Origin of the sequence: uncultured Leptotrichia sp. (genome assembly GCF_938036635.1) — a bacterium.
GTDB classification, from domain to species: Bacteria; Fusobacteriota; Fusobacteriia; order Fusobacteriales; family Leptotrichiaceae; genus Leptotrichia; species Leptotrichia hongkongensis.
Genome location: NZ_CALHQO010000256.1, coordinates 1 through 2454, shown reverse-complemented (window position 1 = coordinate 2454; position 2454 = coordinate 1). Strand labels below are relative to the sequence as shown.

Sequence of the window (2454 nt, the reverse complement as noted above, 5' to 3'; positions counted from 1 at the left end):
TAACTGAATGAAAGTTTAAGCGTTATGTAAGAACGCCAGCCACAGAGCCACTATTTGAGTGGTGTTTTTTTATACACAATTTTTGGATAAATTAATACATATAAAGGAATATAAAACACTAAGAATACTATATAAATAATAATATGAAAGAAAGGAGTACATTTATGGTTTATATTAATGATAAAGAAGTATCTAAAAAGGAACTGAACAGGATAAGCAAAAGAATAGTTGAAAATGCTGAAACTATTGAGGATTTGCAGAAATTATCAGATTTTAGGGCTGAACACTCAAAAATAATAAAAAGTTTTGTATGGAGCTTGAGAAGTATTATAAATAACAAGAAAATAAAATTACCGAATAATAGAAATTCAATAATTATTTCTCAAAGATTAAAAAGGTTGCCATCAATAATAGGGAAACTTAAAAGATTTCCAGAACTACGATTGGGAAGAATGCAGGACTTGGCAGGAGCAAGAATAATATTGCCTAATATAAAGGATACAGAGGAAGTGGCAAATTACTTAAAAAATAAAGTTTATAAACAAAAAGACAAGAATAATTTTTTATTTATTAGGGAAAAAAATTATATCTTAGAGCCAAAAGAGGACGGCTACAGGTCAATACATCAGATATTTAAGTATCAAGGGAAAAAGGAAAAGAGGCTTGAAGGGTATCAGATAGAATTGCAGATAAGAACGAAGTTACAGCACCAATGGGCTACTTCAGTTGAAATAATAGACAGCATAAAACAGCAATCTTTAAAGACAGGTGGGGGAGACATTTATTATAGGGAGTTTTTTAAATTATCAAGTAAACTGATAGAATACATTGAATTAAACAAAGATATTTCAGAAATTTCAAAAGAACTGGATAAGTTGAGAGAATTAAACAGAGAATTTAATATACTGAAAACTTTAAGCAGTTTACGAGTTATAACCAAACGGCTTGAAGAAATCACAGGAGAAGGCTATTTGATATTGATATTGGATTATAAGGGCAATAGCATAAGATATATTCAAGTACCTGAAGAAAATATAAGTCGAGATTATTTGATGTATGAACGTGAATACAAAGAGGACACAAATAACGTCGTATCAGTATCGGTTGAGAACTTAAAGAACTTACGAAAAGCGTACCCAAATTATTTCCTAGACGCAAGAGAATTTGTTACAACAATAGGTAAATATATAAATAATACAGAGGAATAAAAAAATCAAAATCACGGTTATAATTTGAGCTGTGATTTTTTCTTAAAATTATTTTTCTAAAATAAAAAAAATCAAGTAGTATAGTTTTGGTAGACTTTTTCATTTCAAGGCAAGGTATTTATCCAAAAATAAATTTAGCGAACGCCACAAGGCTAATACACGACTATACAAGCAGATAAGAAAAGGGACTTACTCTAAAAATCAGTCCCAATTCAATAATTATTTTTTTTAAACATACACTACTATTTTCTTGATTTTATTTGAACTTTTCTTTAAAAAAGGCATTTTGAATCTTATTGAACAATTCTTCCTTTTCCTTAAAATCTATATTTTCATTATTAAAGAACGATATAATAGATGATTCTAAATTGCTGGAATCTTTATTTATACCGTATAATATGTATTCAGGCGAAACATTGTATAAGTTGGATAGTCTAATTAAACTTTCACTATTTATTTTTCTTTCGTTATTTTCATATCGTGAAATAGCTCCAGCAGATGATTTTATCTTTTGTGCCACTTCTTCTAAAGAAAATTTGTACTTTTCTCTCAAACTTTTTAATCTTTTTCCTATATTTTCCATAGCAATTCTCCTTTAAAATCAATAAATTTTACCATAAAATTGATATATTATCAATTTAATTGAAATTATCTTGACAAAATTTCAATTTATGGTATAATTATTTTGCTAATTAGCAAATATCAGGAGATTAAAGAATGAAAAAAAAAATTTTAAAATCAAAAATGAGTTTATATGAAGACAATAATAAAACATTAGCAAAAAAACTAAATATAACTCCTTCCGCACTTTCTAGGAAAATAAACGGAAGTAGTAATTTTACGATTGAAGAAATGAAATTTATAAGGAAAGAGTATGGATTGAGTGATATTGAGTTTTTGGATATTTTTTTTAATAATTAATTTGCTGAATGGTAAAATAATATTGGAAGGAGAAGTATTAAAAGTATTTAAGATTTGTTATCTTAATATCTTTTTTATAAAAAATTATGAAAGAGAAAAAATTTTTAGAAAAATTAGGAATACTATTATGTTTAGGAATAGTAATTATAGAAAGTATGGAAATTCGTTATTCAATTTGGTTACAAAACAGACTAAATACTTTAGAACTCGAAAAAACTTTGGGTACTATAAAAGTTCCAACTTTAGATGAAGTCATTTCAGAAGGAAATTCTATACTTCAAAAATTTCTTTTATATTCAAGAATATCAAAAATTCTTATTTTTTT

Annotated in this window: 4 protein-coding genes; 3 read left to right on the top strand and 1 reads right to left on the bottom strand. The window is 26.4% G+C overall.

The window, feature by feature from the left end:
• Positions 1 to 164 precede the first annotated feature (164 nt).
• Positions 165 to 1208 carry a RelA/SpoT domain-containing protein gene (locus Q0370_RS05025; RefSeq protein WP_173020642.1) on the top strand — a complete coding sequence of 348 codons (1044 nt, stop codon included), beginning with the start codon at positions 165 to 167 and terminating at the stop codon, positions 1206 to 1208.
• A 256-nt stretch (positions 1209 to 1464) separates the two neighbouring features.
• On the opposite strand, the gene Q0370_RS05020 is transcribed toward Q0370_RS05025, so the two are convergent.
• A complete protein-coding gene (locus Q0370_RS05020; RefSeq protein ID WP_146996040.1) occupies positions 1465 to 1791 on the bottom strand; it encodes a helix-turn-helix transcriptional regulator in 327 nt (108 codons plus the stop codon).
• Positions 1792 to 1925: 134 nt separating this feature from the next.
• On the opposite strand from Q0370_RS05020, the gene Q0370_RS05015 reads away from it, so the two are divergent.
• Positions 1926 to 2129: a helix-turn-helix transcriptional regulator gene (locus Q0370_RS05015; RefSeq protein ID WP_299572924.1), complete on the top strand. Its 204-nt coding sequence runs from the start codon at positions 1926 to 1928 to the stop codon at positions 2127 to 2129.
• 86 nt (positions 2130 to 2215) lie between these two features.
• A partial coding sequence (locus Q0370_RS05010) for a hypothetical protein (protein WP_299572923.1) occupies positions 2216 to 2454 on the top strand: 239 nt, incomplete at its 3' end.

Excerpts from the sequence above, each read along its gene's own strand:
- Q0370_RS05025 (WP_173020642.1), top strand. The coding sequence starts at position 165 with ATGGTTTATATTAATGATAAAGAAGTATCTAAAAAGGAACTGAACAGG.
- Q0370_RS05020 (WP_146996040.1), bottom strand. The coding sequence starts at position 1,791 with ATGGAAAATATAGGAAAAAGATTAAAAAGTTTGAGAGAAAAGTACAAA.
- Q0370_RS05015 (WP_299572924.1), top strand. The coding sequence starts at position 1,926 with ATGAAAAAAAAAATTTTAAAATCAAAAATGAGTTTATATGAAGACAAT.